The 14,637-nt window shown below is 67.9% G+C and carries 13 protein-coding genes and 1 pseudogene; 8 read left to right on the top strand and 6 right to left on the bottom strand.

Annotated features, from left to right (window positions below; all coding sequences use genetic code 11):
- Positions 1-42: 42 nt before the first annotated feature.
- Positions 43-2,070: an amidohydrolase family protein gene (locus E4A53_RS00070; protein WP_136161079.1), complete on the top strand. Its 2,028-nt coding sequence runs from the start codon at positions 43-45 to the stop codon at positions 2,068-2,070.
- Here E4A53_RS00070 and E4A53_RS00065 read toward each other — a convergent pair.
- Positions 2,054-2,761, bottom strand: coding sequence for a TIGR02117 family protein (locus tag E4A53_RS00065; RefSeq protein ID WP_136161078.1), 708 nt, complete (start codon positions 2,759-2,761; stop codon positions 2,054-2,056). The genes E4A53_RS00070 and E4A53_RS00065 overlap by 17 nt on opposite strands.
- 170 nt (positions 2,762-2,931) lie before the next feature.
- On the opposite strand from E4A53_RS00065, the gene E4A53_RS00060 reads away from it, so the two are divergent.
- Both E4A53_RS00060 and phhA read left to right on the top strand, forming a co-directional pair.
- Complete coding sequence (locus E4A53_RS00060) at positions 2,932-3,528, top strand: PEPxxWA-CTERM sorting domain-containing protein (RefSeq protein WP_239018056.1); 597 nt, start codon at positions 2,932-2,934, stop codon at positions 3,526-3,528.
- 106 nt (positions 3,529-3,634) lie between these two features.
- Positions 3,635-4,507, top strand: a complete 873-nt coding sequence (gene phhA / locus E4A53_RS00055) for a phenylalanine 4-monooxygenase (RefSeq protein ID WP_136161077.1) — start codon at positions 3,635-3,637, stop codon at positions 4,505-4,507.
- Between the two features lie 79 nt (positions 4,508-4,586).
- Here the strand turns inward: phhA and E4A53_RS00050 are convergent, their stop codons facing one another.
- The 3 genes from E4A53_RS00050 to E4A53_RS00040 form a co-directional block, all read right to left on the bottom strand.
- Positions 4,587-5,498 (bottom strand): 50S ribosomal protein L11 methyltransferase, encoded by a 912-nt coding sequence (locus E4A53_RS00050; protein ID WP_136161076.1) that lies wholly within the window; start codon positions 5,496-5,498, stop codon positions 4,587-4,589.
- Positions 5,488-6,168: an SDR family NAD(P)-dependent oxidoreductase gene (locus E4A53_RS00045; protein WP_136161075.1), complete on the bottom strand. Its 681-nt coding sequence runs from the start codon at positions 6,166-6,168 to the stop codon at positions 5,488-5,490. The genes E4A53_RS00050 and E4A53_RS00045 overlap by 11 nt, the downstream gene beginning before the upstream one ends.
- 140 nt (positions 6,169-6,308) lie before the next feature.
- The gene (locus E4A53_RS00040; RefSeq protein ID WP_206366179.1) at positions 6,309-7,676 is read right to left on the bottom strand and encodes a methyl-accepting chemotaxis protein; all 1,368 of its coding nucleotides are present in this window, start codon (positions 7,674-7,676) and stop codon (positions 6,309-6,311) included.
- 155 nt (positions 7,677-7,831) lie between these two features.
- Here E4A53_RS00040 and sdhC point away from each other — a divergent pair, with 155 nt between their 5' ends.
- From sdhC to creD, 4 genes are all read left to right on the top strand, one after another.
- A complete protein-coding gene (gene sdhC, locus E4A53_RS00035; RefSeq protein WP_136161074.1) occupies positions 7,832-8,242 on the top strand; it encodes a succinate dehydrogenase, cytochrome b556 subunit in 411 nt (136 codons plus the stop codon).
- Entirely contained in the window at positions 8,242-8,631 is a 390-nt protein-coding gene (gene sdhD, locus E4A53_RS00030) for a succinate dehydrogenase, hydrophobic membrane anchor protein (protein WP_136161073.1), read from the top strand. The genes sdhC and sdhD overlap by 1 nt, the downstream gene beginning before the upstream one ends.
- Positions 8,631-10,421, top strand: a complete 1,791-nt coding sequence (gene sdhA / locus E4A53_RS00025) for a succinate dehydrogenase flavoprotein subunit (RefSeq protein WP_136161072.1) — start codon at positions 8,631-8,633, stop codon at positions 10,419-10,421. The genes sdhD and sdhA overlap by 1 nt, the downstream gene beginning before the upstream one ends.
- An 89-nt stretch (positions 10,422-10,510) precedes the next feature.
- Positions 10,511-11,914: a cell envelope integrity protein CreD gene (gene creD, locus E4A53_RS00020; protein WP_239018055.1), complete on the top strand. Its 1,404-nt coding sequence runs from the start codon at positions 10,511-10,513 to the stop codon at positions 11,912-11,914.
- Positions 11,915-12,119: 205 nt separating this feature from the next.
- Here creD and E4A53_RS00015 read toward each other — a convergent pair whose 3' ends face one another.
- The gene (locus E4A53_RS00015) at positions 12,120-13,268 is read right to left on the bottom strand and encodes an alpha-hydroxy acid oxidase (RefSeq protein ID WP_136161071.1); all 1,149 of its coding nucleotides are present in this window, start codon (positions 13,266-13,268) and stop codon (positions 12,120-12,122) included.
- Positions 13,269-13,533: 265 nt separating this feature from the next.
- Here E4A53_RS00015 and E4A53_RS00010 point away from each other — a divergent pair, with 265 nt between their 5' ends.
- Positions 13,534-14,529, top strand: a complete 996-nt coding sequence (locus E4A53_RS00010; RefSeq protein ID WP_136161070.1) for an acyltransferase family protein — start codon at positions 13,534-13,536, stop codon at positions 14,527-14,529.
- On the opposite strand, the pseudogene E4A53_RS00005 reads toward E4A53_RS00010, so the two are convergent.
- A pseudogene (locus E4A53_RS00005) lies at positions 14,530-14,637 on the bottom strand (IS5/IS1182 family transposase); the annotation flags it as partial.

Here is a 14,637-nt window from a genome sequence, read left to right as displayed (position 1 = left end):
TTCGGGGTTTTCTTTCCCGCATCGGCATGCTCTATCAACCGCATGAAAATCAGCCTCATCACAGGCCTTTGCCTGTCCGCCTCGCTGTTCGCCGCGACTGCCGCCGATGCCGCCACCGAGCGCTATACCGTCATCTTCGGCGGCAAGGCCGTCGGGCATCTGACCGCCGATATCGAAGGCGCGAAGACGGCGATCGTCTTCGACTACAAGAACAACGGGCGTGGGCCGACGATGGCGGAAACCGTCAGCGTTGACGCGCAAGGCCTGCCGACCGCCTGGACGATCAGCGGCACCACCACCTTCGGCAGCAAGGTCAGCGAAAACTTCAGCCGCAAGGGCGACAGAGCAAGCTGGGTGGATTCCACCGGCAAGGGCAGCACGACGGTCGGCGAGCCGAGCCTGTATGTCGCCCAGGGCGGCAGCCCGTGGTCGGTCGGGCTTTACGCTCGCGCGCTGCTGAAGGATGCGGACCACCAGATGCCGGCACTGCCCGGCGGCAGCCTGCGGCTTGAAAAGGGGGAGGCGGTGGCGATCAGCGGGACGTCCGGCGCGCTCGCGACCACCGCCTATACCTTGAGCGGCATCGATCTGACGCCGGACACGTTCCTGCTCGACGACAGCGGCGCGTTCGTCGCCTACCTGACCCCCGACTTCATCATCATCCGCGCCGGTTACGAGGGCGAGGAGGAACGGCTGCGCGGCCTGGCGGCGAAATGGTCGACCGACCGCTATGTCGCGATCCAGAAGGAAGTCGCCCATCACTACGCCGCGCCGGTGCGCATCATCAACGTGCGGCTGTTCGACCCGGCGACATCGGCGCTGACCGGGCCAGTGCAGGTGGTCGTCAGCGGGCGCGAAATTGCTGCGGTCGAACCGATGGGCGAACCGGGTACCCCGGGCGAGGTGACGATCGACGGTGCCGGGGGCACGCTGGTTGCCGGCATGTACGAGATGCACGGGCATCTGGGGCAGGACGATGCGTTGCTCAACCTGCTCGCCGGCATCACGACGGTACGGGATATGGGCAACGACAACGCCGTGCTCGCCGAACTAAAGGAGCGGATCGACGCCGGAATCATCGGCGGGCCGCGGATCATCCGCAGCGGCTTCGTCGAGGGCAAGAGCCAGTACAGCGCCAATAACGGCATCGTCGTCAACAGCGAGCAGGAGACGATTGACGCGGTGCGCTGGTACGGTGCGCGCGGCTTTTGGCAGATCAAGAGCTACAACAGCATGAACCCGGCGTGGATTCCGGCGCTCGTCAAGGAAGCGCACTGGCTGGGAATGCGGGTGGCTGGGCATGTGCCGGCATTTTCGACGGAGGATGCCGATATCGAGGCGGGGTTCGACGAAGTCACTCATATCAACCAGTTCATGCTGCAATGGGTGATCAAGCCGGACGAGGACACCCGCACGTTGTTCCGCCTGACTGCGTTGAAGCGGCTGCCGGGGCTCGACCTCGACAGCCCGCGTGTCCAGCACACGATGAAGCTGATGACCGACCGCAAGGTGGCGATCGACCCGACGCTCGGCATTCACGAAATGCTGACCAAGAACCGCGACGGGCAGGTGCCGCCGGGGGCGGTCGACTATATCGACCATATGCCGATCGGCTACCAGCGCAGTGCCAAGAAGGCGATGACCGACACCTCCGCGCCGGGCGACGACGCGGCCTATCGTGGCGCCTACGACAAGATCGTTGCGACGTTGCGGATGCTGCACGATCGCGGCGTGTTTATTGTGCCGGGCACCGATACCGGCGGGTCGTTCACCTATCACCGCGAGCTGGAACTCTATCAGCAGTTCGGCATGACCGCGCCGGAGATATTGAAGCGTGCGACCTTCGATATGGCCCGCTACACCGGGCAGGATCAGCGGCTCGGCTCGATCGAGAAGGGCAAGCTGGCCGATTTCTTCCTGATCCCCGGTGATCCGACCAGGGACATCAAAGCGATCAAGACGATCGGCATGGTGGTGAAGGACGGCGTCTTCTATTACCCGAGCGAGGCTTATCCGAAATTCGGCATCAAGCCGTTCGTCGCAGCACCGAAGGTCAGCGGCGCGCAGTAGCCGGGCGGTCGAACCACCACATCACCGTGAAGCTGAGCGGGGTCCAGCGGCCGACGCGGATCCCTGTCCGGCGCAGAACCGATCCGGTCCAGTTGTTGCAGGTGTTGAAGAGGCTGTAGCGACCCCGCGCTTCGTAGAACACGTCCGCCGGGCCGTAGCCGGGGAGCGGTATCGCGCCGCCGTCCGGGCCGGTGGCGAAGCTGGCGCGGATCAGGCTGGCCAGGCGGCGATACTGCGCTGGGGTCAGGCGGAGCGGGCGGACGGCGTCACCGGGGCGGGGCGTGGCAACGTGGTCGACGTGCATCAGCGTCCCGCCCGAACCGAACGCCGCGCTGAGCAGCGTGCCGGGCTTCACGTCCGCCCAGCCCGGGGTTTCGAGGAAGAAGCGGCGGTCGCCCCAGCCGATCCACAGATAGCGCCCGGCATAGCGCGGGTCGGCGAGGTGATCGGCGCGGATGAAGCCGCGCCAGTCGACGCCGGCGGCGGTGGCGGGAAGCAGCAGGCCGGTGTGGACGCCGTTGGTTTCGATGTAGATTGTCACCCCAATATCAGTTTCCCGCCATGCAAGGTTGGCGGGGACGAGGCCGCCGACCAGCGCGGCGGCGATGTAGGAAACAGGGAGCAGCAGCAGCGCGAGCAGCAGCCGGATCGCGGCGCGGACGAGGCGGTGCGGCGGACGCGGGAGAGCCATGCGGGACGATAGAATGGCGGGCCGGCCGGCGGCAAGCGCGGCTGCGTCTCGACCGAAAGCGCGCACGGGTCGGCATTTTTCGTTGGGGATTCGGAAAACGCCGTAGTATGGGGCACATGGGCGTGGTTACGGAACTGTAAACCATGTGCCGTGTTCATAGGGGAATTGTCATGTTGCGTCGTTTGTTGCTCGTTTCCACCGCCGCCTTCGCCATGTCGGCGACGGTCGCTCCCGCCGCCACCATCGTCAACCTCGACGGCATCGCCGATGCGTCGCTGAACGGCTCGGCCGGCGAGACGATCAACCTGGCCGCCGGCACCTATCAGGTGACCTTCACCCAGGCCCAGTTCACAGCGTTCAGCCGCTGGAATTCCAACGTCGGCTGCGACGGCGCCGGCGAGAATTGCCGGCAGGGCTGGGAACTGAGCGCCAGCTACGCGATCGACGGCGCGATCACCCATTTCGGCGACGCAGGCGGCACCGGCAATTACGGCCCGACCGCGACGCCCGACAACGCGTTCTACAGCAGCGCCGCCGCCGCCTTCGCGGCCGGTGCGACGACTTACAGTTCGCTGTTCACGCTGGCGGCGCCGGGCGACGTCACCTTCTTCATCTACGACGACAATGTCGGCGATAACCGTGGCGGCATTTCGCTGGCGGTCACCGCCGTGCCGGAGCCGGCCGCCTGGGCGATGATGATCGCCGGTTTCGGCCTGATCGGCGGCGTCGCCCGCCGGCGCAGCCGGGCCGCCGTCACCTTCGCATAAAATCCACCGGGTGGAGCGAGGCGCCGTCGGCCGCGAGGCCGGCGGCGTTGCCGTGTCCGGCAAATGCGCTGTTCGTCAACGACTTGCCGCGTGCTATGTTGCCGGCATGAGCGCTGACACGCATGTGCTGGGCCGGCCGCCGGCCGGCGCGAAGCCTGACTGGACGATTCCGCAGGACTGGGCCGCCTATACGCCCGAAGACCACGCGACCTGGGATCTGCTGTTCGCGCGGCAGGCGGCGCTGCTGCCCGGCCGCGCATCCGAGTCGTGGCTGCGCGGGCTGGACGTGCTGAAACTGTCCAAGCCCGGAATCCCCGATTTCGGCGAATTGTCCGACCGGCTGACGAAGGCGACCGGCTGGCAGGTCGTCGCAGTGCCGGGGTTGGTGCCGGATGCCGTGTTCTTCGACCACCTCGCCAACCGGCGCTTTGTCGCCGGCAATTTCATCCGCCGCCGCGACCAGCTCGACTATCTGCAGGAACCGGACGTGTTCCACGACGTGTTCGGCCATGTGCCGATGCTCGCCGACCCGGTGTTCGCCGACTATATGGTCGCTTATGGCCTGGGCGGGCTGCGGGCGCTGGAATATGGATCGCTGACCAGGCTGGCGCGGCTGTACTGGTACACCGTCGAGTTCGGGCTGGTCGAGGAGGCCGGCGGCCTGCGCATCTACGGATCCGGCATCGTCTCGTCGAAGGGGGAGAGCATCTTCGCGCTCGACGACCCCAGCCCCAACCGCATCGGTTTCGACCTGAAGCGGGTGATGCGCACCGATTACCGGATCGACGATTATCAGCAGAGCTATTTCGTCATCCCCAGCTTCGAGGAGCTGCTGCGGGTGACGGTGGAGACCGATTTCGCACCGCTCTATGCCGCGCTGGACGGGTTGCCGGACCTGGCGGTCGACGCAATCGTCGACGGCGACCGGGTGCTGACCCGCGGCACACAGGCGTATGCGGCGGGGAAGCGGCGGGGCTGAGCCGGCCGGCGGCTTAGGCGGATGTCAGCTCATCGCCAAGCGTGGCGGAAAGCCGATTCCCGTTTTGTCGTGCTGTGTTCTAGCGGCGGCGCTTGACCATACGGAGGGTGGGCCAGCCGCGATTGTCGATGCGGCCGGCGAGGCGGAGGCCGTGGCGGCGATAGGCGGCGGCGACGGCGGCGGCCTGGCTGTCGAGCAGGCCGGCGAGGATCAGCGTGCCGCCTGGGGCGAGCGCGCCGGCGACCGGCCCGGCCATGGCGATCAGCGGCTGGGCGAGGATGTTGGCGATAATCAGGTCGTAGGGGGCGTTGGCCGCGAGCAACGGATCGTCCAGCCCATCGGCGACCGCCAGCGCCAGCCGGCCGTGGTCGGCGCCGAGCGGGATACGATTGATCGCGGCGTTTTCCGCCGAGACGCGGATCGCGATCGGGTCGATATCCGATGCCGTCGCATAGGCGAGCGGCCAGAGCCGCATCGCCGCGAAGGCGAGCAGGCCGGTGCCGGTGCCGAGATCGAGCAGGTTGCGGAAACGGGCGCCGCGCCGCTTGAGCCGGTCCAGCGTTTGCAGGCAGCCGGTGGTCGTTTCATGCTGGCCGGTGCCGAAGGCCAGCCCGGCGTCGATACGGAAGGCGACCGCGCCGGGCGGCGGCGCTTCGGCATGCTGGGCGGTGTGGACGAAGAAGCGGCCGGCGCGGACCGGTTCCAGCCCCTGCTGGCTGAGCGTCACCCAGTCGGCGTCGGGCAGGCGGGCGAGGGCCGGCTTCACCGCCGCCGCGCTCGGCACCAGGCCGTGGAGCAGCTCGACCGTCGCCGCGTCCGGCTTCCCTTCGAAATAGGCGTCGAGCCGCCAGGCGTCGGGGGCGTCCGGGTCCGGCTCGCTGGTCATCAGCACCGGCGGCGGATCGAGCCCGGCGAGCGGCGCGATGTCCTCCGCCAGTATCTCCGCCTCCGCGCGGGTGCAGGGCAGGGTCAGCTTCCAGCTATCGGACATAGGAGGCGCCGTTGACGTCGAGGACCGCGCCGGTCATCGACGGCGGCGCTTCGAGCGCCAGATAGCGGACGGCCGAGGCGACCTCCGCCGGATCGGCGACCTTGCCGAGCGGGATGTCGGCGAGCAGCGCCGCGCCGCCGCGGCTGGCGAGATAGTCGTCGGCCATGCCGGTCATCGTGAAGCCGGGGCAGACGGCGAAGGCGTAGACGCCGTCGCGGGCGTAGCCGCGCGCGATCGTCTTGGTCATCGCCACCATGCCGGCCTTGGCCGCCGCGTAATGCCAGTGGGCCGGGCTGTCGCCGCGATAGGCGGCGCGGCTGGCGACGTTGACGATGCGCCCGCCGCCCTGCGCCTGGAAATGGCGGACGGCGAGGCGGCAGAGCTGGGCGGCGGCGGTCAGGTTGACCTGCAGCGTGCGCTCCCAGCCGGCGAGCCAGGCGTCGTCGGCGCTGTCGAGCGGCGTCGCTTCGAAGATCCCGGCATTGTTGACCAGCACGTCGACCCGGCCGCCGAGCGCGTCGAGCGCCGTCTGCCAGAGCCGGGCGGGGGTGGCTGGATCGGCCAGGTCGCCGTCGGCGCTGCCGGTGCCGAACAGGCGCTGGCCGGCGAAGGCGTCGGCGCAGGCAGCGCCGATGCCGCGCGTGGCGCCGGTGAGGAGGATAGCGGTCATGCCGCCGCCTTATAGGCTGTTCCGCCCCGGTGGAAGCGGTGGCGGGCACGGCGCCGAAGCGGGCGCGGGCGGTGGGCAATGCCGGGGGCTATGGATTGCTTCGCTGCGCTCGCAATGACGGGGAGGGGCTGGGCGCTGGGCTAGGCGACCATGCGGACGTAGTCGTCGGCGGCGCGCTTCAGGTCGCACAGTTGGGTGTCGACCTTGCGGAAGCCGGTTTCGAGCTGGTCGATCTCCGACGCGACATTTTCGGTGTCGGCGCGGATCGAGGCGATCGTCGTCGACATCGAGTCGGCGGCGAGCGCGGTTTCGTCGACGGCGGCGGTGATCATCGTCACGGTATGCGCCTGGGTTTCCATGGCGGTGCGGATGCGGTCGGCGGAGCGCTGCACGTCGCTGACCGTGTCGCGGATCGATCCGTTGGCGTCGACGGTGGTGCGCGTCGCCGACTGGATGGTGGCGATGCGCGCGGCGATGTCGTCGGTGGCGCGCGCCGTCTGGTTGGCGAGGCTCTTCACTTCCTGCGCGACGACGGCGAAACCGCGGCCGGCGTCGCCGGCGCGGGCCGCCTCGATTGTCGCGTTGAGGGCGAGCAGGTTGGTCTGGCCGGCGATGTCGCGGATCAGGCCGAGGATCGATTCGATCGACTGGGCGTGGCCGCTCAACTGTTCCGACATGTCGACGGCGGTCGTCGCCTGTTCGGCGGCGCGGGTCGCGACTCCGGCGGCGACCTCGACTTCGCCGCGGGCTTCCTCGATGGCGCGGATCAGGCCGGCGGCGGTGTGTGCCGCCTCGCGCATCGCGATGGCCGATTGTTCGGCGGCGGCGGCGACTTCAGATGCCTTGCCGAGCATGCCGCGCGCGGATTCGGATGCGTCCTTGGCCTGGGCGCGCAATGCCTCGCCAAGGCCGAAGGTGGTCGACACTTCGGATGCGATCCGGTCCTTGAACAGATCGGCATGCTGGCCGCGTTCGAAGCGGACACGGGTCGCTTCGTATTCGGCGACATAGGCGGACATGATTTCCGCCTCGAGCAACGACAGGCGCAGCACCGCGTCGGCGAGTCGCATGAAACGGGCGTCGTCGTCGCCGACCTTTTGGCGGATGCTGGTGAGCGCATGGCTGTGGACATGGGCAAGGGCCGCGAGCAGCGTCGCCTGCGGGATGCCGACCCGCAGCGTCCAGCGGGCGTAGTCGCGCGCCATGTCGGCCCAGTCCTGCGCCATCGGATCGGCATAGCGCATCCGCGTATAGTCGGCCGCGGTCGCCAGCGCCCGTTCGAGCAGGGCCCCGCTGATCTTGTCCGTCACATGCGGCGAACTGTTGAAGAATTCGCAGAAATCCTGGGCCAGCCGCGGTTCCTCGCCCTGGAGGAGGGCCCCGGCTTCGCGGCAGATGTCGGCGAACTGGCCGTCGCGGTCGAAATCGGCCAGCCGGCTGGCGAGAGGGATGCGAATCGCCTTCAGGGCCGCCGCCATTTCGGCGCTCATCTCGTTGGTTGCCGCCATCCCGTTCACTCCGCCTGGCCGGGGCGCCCCGGCGCCGCCAGCGTTACGCCCGGCCGGTAAAGCAGGGGTTAATCATCCGCTGAATTGTCGCCAATGGTTGCGTGGCGCCGTGCTTGCGCTAAGACGCACCCGTTCCGACCATTCACGGGAATGCCATGGCACACCGAAACCCCGCGCGACCGCTGTCGCCGCATCTGACCATCTGGAAGTGGGGGCCGCATATGCTGGTCTCCATCCTGCACCGCGCGACCGGGATCGCACTGGCGGTTGGCGGCGCGCTGCTGCTGACCTGCTGGCTGGCAGCCGTCGCCGGCGGGCCGGAGGCGTACCAGCGCCTGCTGGGTTGCCTGGCGACGCCGTGGGTCGGCATTGCCGCGACGGTGGTCGGCGTCGGCCTGACCTGGTCGCTGTTCCAGCATCTGTGCAGCGGCATCCGCCACCTGATCCTCGACACCGGCGTCGGTTACGAGCTGAAGGCCAACCGGGCCTGGTCGATCGCGACGCTGTTCATCTCCGTCGCGGCGACGGCGGCGGTCTGGCTCTACGTGTTCAGGGGGATGCTGTAATGGGCGGCGGGACCGAACTCGGCCGGGTGCGCGGCCTCGGCTCCGCGAAGGCGGGCGTCGGCCATTTCTGGCACCAGCGGATGACCGCGACCTTCAACGTCGCGCTGATGATCTGGTTCGTCGTGTCGCTGTTGAGGCTGCCCAATTTCGACCATGCGACGATCGTGTTGTGGTTGACCCAGCCAGTGGCGGCGGTGCCGATGCTGCTGCTGATCGCGTCCGTCTTCTATCACATCCGCCTGGGGCTGCAGGTGACGATAGAGGACTACGTCCATGACGAGGGGCTGAAGATCGGCGCCCTCATCCTGCTCAACGCCTATGTGATCGGGCTGGGTGCGGTTGCTGCCTTCTCGGTCCTCAAGATCGCCTTTACCGGGACACACGCATAATGGCCGACGCCTACAAGATCATCGATCACGTCTATGATGCCGTGGTGGTCGGGGCCGGCGGATCCGGTCTACGCGCGACGATGGGCATCGCCGAGAAGGGCCTGAAGACCGCCTGCATCACCAAGGTGTTCCCGACGCGCAGCCACACCGTCGCGGCGCAGGGCGGCATCGCCGCCAGCCTGGGCAATATGAGCCCGGACCACTGGACCTGGCACATGTACGACACCGTCAAGGGGTCCGACTGGCTGGGCGACCAGGACGCGATCGAATATATGGTCCGCGAGGCGCCGGCGGCGGTCTACGAGCTGGAACATGCCGGCATGCCGTTCAGCCGCACCGAGGACGGTCGCATCTACCAGCGCCCGTTCGGCGGGATGATGCAGAACATGGGCGCCGGCCCCGCCGCGCAGCGCACCTGCGCCGCCGCCGACCGCACCGGCCACGCGATGCTGCACACGCTGTACCAGCAGAGCCTGCGCTACGATTCCGACTTCTTCATCGAATATTTCGCGCTCGACCTGATCATGGAGGACGGCGCCTGCCGCGGCGTCATCGCGCTGTGCATGGAGGACGGCACCATCCACCGCTTCCGCTCGCACGCGGTGGTGCTGGCGACCGGCGGCTACGGCCGTGCCTATTTTTCCGCGACGTCGGCGCATACCTGCACCGGCGACGGCGGAGGCATGGCGCTGCGCGCGGGGCTTGCGCTGCAGGACATGGAGTTCGTCCAGTTCCACCCGACCGGCATCTACGGCGCCGGCGTGCTGATCACCGAAGGCGCGCGCGGCGAGGGCGGTTACCTGACCAACTCGGAAGGCGAGCGCTTCATGGAGCGCTATGCCCCGTCGGCGAAGGACCTCGCCAGCCGGGACGTGGTGTCGCGTTCGATGGCGATGGAAATCCGCGAGGGACGCGGCGTCGGCAAGAACAAGGACCATATCTACCTGCACCTCGATCATATAGACCCGAAGGTGCTGCACGAGCGGCTGCCCGGCATTACCGAGACCGGCAAGATCTTCGCCGGCGTCGACCTGACGCGCGGGCCGCTGCCGGTGGTGCCGACCGTCCACTACAATATGGGCGGCATCCCGACCAATTATCACGGCGAGGTCGTCCAGTTGCGCGACGGCAACCCGGACGCCGTCGTCCCCGGCCTGTTCGCGGTCGGCGAGGCGGCCTGCGTTTCGGTCCACGGCGCCAACCGGCTTGGTTCCAATTCGCTGATCGACCTTGTGGTGTTCGGCCGCGCGACCGGCCACCGCATCGCCGAGATCGTCAAGCCCGGCAGTCCGTCGAAGCCGCTGCCGGCCGGGTCGGAGGAGGCGGCGCTCGCCCGGCTCGACAAGTTCCGCTACGCCGATGGCGGATCGCCGACCGCCGAGGTCCGGCTTGACATGCAGCACACGATGCAGAAGCACGCGGCGGTGTTCCGCACCACCGAGCTGATGGAAGAAGGTAAAACCCATATCGACGTGGTCGCGAAGCGGATGGACGATATCCACGTCACCGATCGCAGCCTGATCTGGAACACCGACCTGATCGAGACGCTGGAACTGGACAATCTGATCGGCCAGGCGGTGGTGACGATGCATTCCGCCGCCAACCGCACCGAAAGCCGCGGCGCCCACATGCACGAGGATTATCCGGAGCGCGACGACGCCCACTGGATGAAACACACCGTGGTCAGCCTGACGCCGGACCACAAGGTGTCGATCGATTACCGGCCGGTGCACAGCTACACGCTGACCGACGAGATCGAGTATATCGTGCCGAAAAAGCGGGTCTACTAAGCGGCCGCGACAACGTGCGACAAAGCGTGGCTTGATCGTCGGGCGGTTTTGCTGTCCGATCTCCCGCTTGCAACGGGAGACGGGCGGCGATGGCGGCGATGGCGGCGAAGGGCGAGCGGACACCGGGCGGTAAGCTGATCGTCGTCATCCTAATCGGGCTGGCGCTCGCCGTCCCGCTCTTTTCCGTCTACCTGATGGTCTACGACCGGCAGTCCCAGTCGGAAACGGCGCGCGCGTCGATTGCCGAGGGCTGGGGCGGGCCCCAGACCATTGCCGGGCCGCTGCTGGTCATCCCCTATCTCGACCAGGCGACCGAGACGGTCAGCGAAGGCGGGCGGCAGGTGACCAAATCGACATCAGTGTGGCGCGCGCTGACCGTCGCGCCCGAGGTGGCCATGATCGACGCCCGCATCAAGCCGGAGCGCCGCACCCGATCGATCTACGAAGCGGTGGTTTATGAAGCGGCGGTGCAGGGGCAGGCGCGGTTCGCGCTGCCCGCCGACCTTGCCCGGCTGGGCGTCGCGCTCGACAGCATCGCCTTCGACCGGGCCGAGATTCGTTTCGGACTGGCCGATGCGCGCGGCCTGTTCGGCCCGCCGCCGCAGGTTGCCGCCGACGGGCGCCCGCTGGTGCTGCAACCCGGCAAGGGGCCGGGCGACACCGGTGGGTCCGGCTTCTTCGCCCGGCTGGATGCGTCGGCGCTGCGCGGCGGCACGCTGGGCGCGACGTTCAGCTACGCGTTTCGCGGCAATGGCTGGCTGACCCTCAGCCCGCAGGCCGGCGACACGCGTTGGACGGTGGCCTCGCCCTGGCCGCACCCGAGCTTCCAGGGCGGCTTCCTGCCGGCGACGCGGCAAGTAAGCGCGGACGGCTTCACCGCGACGTGGCGGGTGGGCAATCTGGCGCTTGGCCGGGCGCTGGTCACCACCGGCGCTGCCGACGCGGATACCGGCAACGGCGTAGCGCGGCGCGGCTATCTGGGCGCCGAGGCGGGCGATCGGGAGGCGCGGGTGACGCTGATCCAGCCGGTCGACCTCTATTCGCAGGTCAACCGGGCGGTAAAATACGGTTTCCTGTTCATCGGCTTCACTTTCCTCGCTTTCCTGATGTTCGACGTGATTGCCGGGGTGCGGGTGGCCGGGGCGGAATATCTGCTGGTCGGCGTCGGGTTGGTGCTGTTCTTCGTGCTGCTGCTGGCGCTGGCCGAGATCGTCGGCTTCACCGCCGCCTATCTGATCGCCAGCGCCGCGATCATCGTCCAGATCGGCGCTTATTCGGCGGCGGTGCTGAAAAGCTGGCGCCGGGCGTGGTATATCGGCGGGCTGCTGATCGCGCTCTATGCAGTGCTGTATGTGCTGCTCAGCCTGGAAGCCTATGCGCTGCTGATCGGTGCGCTGATGCTGTTCGTGGCGCTGGGCGTGGTGATGTACGCGACCCGGCGGATCGACTGGGGCGGGCGGCGCGACGACGGGGATGGCGCGGTTTCCGGGTGAGGGGGTTTGTCGTTCCCGGCTGTGGTGCGACCCTCGACTTCGCTCGATGGACGGTGGGGGGCAGGTTGGGCGTTTTGAGATGGGATCAGGAGGTGGCACGGTGGGGTGTCGCGGTGGCGCGCGGGGGTGTGTCCTCCTTCCGATCCGTCCATCCCGAGCGAAGTCGAAGGACTGGTGCCCCTGACAGCGTTCGGTGGCGTCCTGGTCAGCGCCAGCGCAGGTTCGCGCGGGTGAGGGCGGCGAGGTTGGGCGCCCCCATCAATTTCATGTCGCGTTCGATCTCGTCGCGCAAGCGGCCGATGATGCGTTCCACGCCCTGCTGGCCGGCGGCGGCGAGGGCGTAGAGATAGAGCCGCCCGCCGGAGCAGCCGGTGGCGCCGACCGACAGGGCCTTCAGCACATGGCTGCCCCGGGTGATGCCGCCGTCGCAGATCACCTCGATCCTGTCGCCGACCGCGTCGACGATCTCGGCAAGCTGGTCGAACGGGGCACGGCTGCCGTCGAGCTGGCGGCCGCCATGGTTGGAGACCATGATCGCGCTGGCGCCGATGGCGACGGCGCGGCGTGCGTCCTCCACCGACATCACGCCTTTCAGGCAGAACGGGCCGCCCCATTCGGCGCGGATCGCCTCCGCCGTTTTCCAGTCCAGCGACGGGTCGAGCATGGTGTTGAAATAGTCGGCGACCGACAGGGCGATGTTGCTGCCTTCCGCGACATGGGTGTTGAGGTTGGGCAGTGCGAAGCGTTCGCGGAATAGATAGTTGAGCGTCCAGCGCGGATGGGTGGCGAAGCTGATCGCCGAGCGCGGGGTCAGCCGTGGCGGCGACGTGAAGCCGGTGCGCAGGCAGCGTTCGCGGTTGCCGCCGATCGCGGTGTCGACGGTCAGCGCCAGCGCGTCGAACCCGGCCGCCTTGCAGCGCGCGATCATCGAGCGGTTCAGCCCCTGGTCCTTGTGGACGTAGAGCTGGAACAGCTTGGGGCTGGTTATCGTCCGGCCGATCTCCTCGATGCTGACCGTCGCCAGGCTGGAGATGCCGAACCAAGTGTCGAACGCCTGCGCGGCGCGGGCTACGGCGCGTTCGCCCTGCCAGTGGAACAGCCGCTGCAGCGCCGTAGGCGACAGGAACAGCGGCATGCCGACGGCGCGGCCCATGATCGTCGTGCGCATGTCGACCTGCTCGATGCCGGCAAGGACGTTCGGCACCAGATCGCACGCGTCGAAGGCGGCGGTGTTGCGCGCCTTGGTCAACTCGTCGTCGGCGGCGCCGTCGATGTAGTGGAACACCGGGCCGGGCAGGCGGCGGCGGGCGAGATGGCGGAAATCGGCGACGTTGTGGCAATCGGTGTAGCGCATGGGCCCTCCGCCCGGCACCGTTGCACAAGCGACGCGGGCGTCAAAGGGGGCGGCGGCAGACACGCGCCGCCGGGCTGGCCCAAACTGAACCGGCGGGGCTGATTTTCCTGCTCGACATCAGGACCGTCATGCCCGACTGAAACGGACGGCGGTGAGTATTCGGCCGTGCCCGGCGCACGATTAAGCGTTCGCGAACGGCAGCAATGCTATCGAAGCCGGGAGGCAGACGTATCATGCGTCTGCCTTGCGTTGTTCAGGGGGTGCGATGTCTGCGGAGGCGATGAAGTACCGGGCCGACATCGACGGGCTGCGCGCGATCGCCGTCATATCGGTCATCCTGGCTCATGCGGGCGTCGGCGCCGTTGGCGGCGGCTTCCTGGGCGTCGACATGTTCTTCGTCATTTCCGGCTATCTGATCACCACCATCCTGCGCCGGGACATGGAGGCGGGGCGCTACACGCTGCTCGGTTTCTACGAACGGCGCGCGCGGCGCATCCTGCCGGCGCTGCTGATCATCATCCTGTGCTGCACGCCGTTCGCGCTGTACCTGATGCTGCCCGATTTCCGGCAGAATTATGGACAGAGCATTGTCGCGACGCTGCTGTTTTCGAACAACATCCTGCTGGCGATGACGTCCGGCTACTGGGAGCTGGAAAGCGCGTTCAAGCCGTTGCTCCACACCTGGAGCCTTGGCGTCGAGGAACAGTTCTACGTCCTGTTCCCACTGCTGCTGGTGCTGCTGATCCGGCTGGACAAGCGCCGGCAGGTGCTGGCGATCGCGCTGATCGGCGTGGCGAGCTTCGTCGCATCGGAATATGGCTGGCGCCACCATCCGGCGGCGAGCTTCTATCTGCTCAGCTCGCGCGCGTGGGAGCTGATGGTCGGCTGCCTTGGCTCCTACATCGAGCGCAAGCCGCGGGCGTTCGATCCATGGCTGTCGTTCGTGAGTCTGGTGCTGCTCGTCGGTTCGATGTGCGTGTTCGACGAGCATACGCCGAGCCCGTCCCTTTACTCCGCCGTGCCGGTGCTAGGGACGATCGGCGTCATCCTGTTCAGCCGCCCCGGCACACTGACCTGGCGACTGCTGTCGCTGCGGCCGATCGTGTTCATCGGGCTGATCAGCTATTCCGCCTATCTGTGGCACCAGCCGCTGTTCGCGCTGGCGCGGGTGGCCAGCCTTCAGCCGCCGTCGGGGGCGGAGATGGCGGCGCTGTCGGTAGCGACGCTGTTGCTGGCGGCGCTTAGGGTCAGGACCCATTGATCAGAGCCAGAAGATGACGGTTGCTGCGAGTGCGATGGCGGAGAAGAAGGCCTGCGGGCACCGGTCGTAGCGCGTGGCGACGCGGCGCCAGTCCTTGAGACGGCCGAA

The sequence above is a fragment of the Sphingomonas flavalba genome, from assembly GCF_004796535.1.
Taxonomy (GTDB): domain Bacteria; phylum Pseudomonadota; class Alphaproteobacteria; order Sphingomonadales; family Sphingomonadaceae; genus Sphingomonas_L; species Sphingomonas_L flavalba.
Note: the sequence above shows the minus strand (reverse complement) of the source record. Positions and strands in the feature narration are given on the sequence as shown.